The 760-nt window shown below is 59.9% G+C and carries 1 protein-coding gene; it reads left to right on the top strand.

Annotation, left to right across the window (positions count from 1 at the left end):
• Nucleotides 1-65 precede the first annotated feature (65 nt).
• Nucleotides 66-760: transposase (locus D0T11_RS21765; RefSeq protein ID WP_394365768.1), on the top strand; the 695-nt coding region annotated here is incomplete at its 3' end.

The following is a 760-nucleotide window of genomic DNA, read 5'->3' as shown; positions in this document are numbered from 1 at the left end:
TGCGCCATTTGTCGCGTCAAAAGTTTATCGCTCAGTTCGTTATTGGTTTACTCAAAAGCCGTAATGTGCAGTTCTGTGAGGTGGCCCAGCACCTGAACGACGCCGTCAAGCCCGCCTCGAACGAAACCCGCATTCAGGACTTTTTCCGCCAAACCGACCTGGATTATCGGCTGCTGGCCCACTTGCTGTTGAGCTTGCTGCCGACCACGGGCAAGTTGCGCTTATGCCTGGACCGCACCGAATGGGATTTCGGCCGCTGCCAGGTCAACATCCTGCTTATTACCGTCGGCCGGGGCGAGTTGCAGTTGCCCCTGTACTGGGAACTGCTCGACAACCGTAGCGGCAATTCCAGCGCTGCCGACCGCATTGCCCTGCTGCAACTCTGCGTCCAGGTGCTGGGCAAACACCGCATCGGGTTGGTGCTGGGGGACCGCGAATTCGTGGGCCACCAGTGGCTGAAATGGCTCAAGGCCAACGGCTTGAACTTCGTCATGCGCCTACCCAAACACCACTTGCTCACCCATCCCGGCGGCCAGCGGCAGGCCGTTGACGACCTGGGCCTGGCCCCCGGGCAGGTGCGCCGCTTCACCCACTGCCAAGTCGATGGGGTGTGGGGCCAGGTCTGGGTCAAAGCGCTGGCCGATAACGAGTTTTTGTTCCTGTTTGGCAACGTGGGACTGGCCTACATGGACCAGCTCTACGCCAAACGCTGGACGATTGAGCAGTGCTTTCAGAACCTGAAGGGCCGCGGTTTTAACCT

The sequence above is a fragment of the Hymenobacter rubripertinctus genome, from assembly GCF_003583925.1.
Taxonomy (GTDB): domain Bacteria; phylum Bacteroidota; class Bacteroidia; order Cytophagales; family Hymenobacteraceae; genus Hymenobacter; species Hymenobacter rubripertinctus.
The sequence above is the reverse complement of the archived record's forward strand: the minus strand, read 5'-3'. Positions and strand labels throughout refer to the sequence as shown.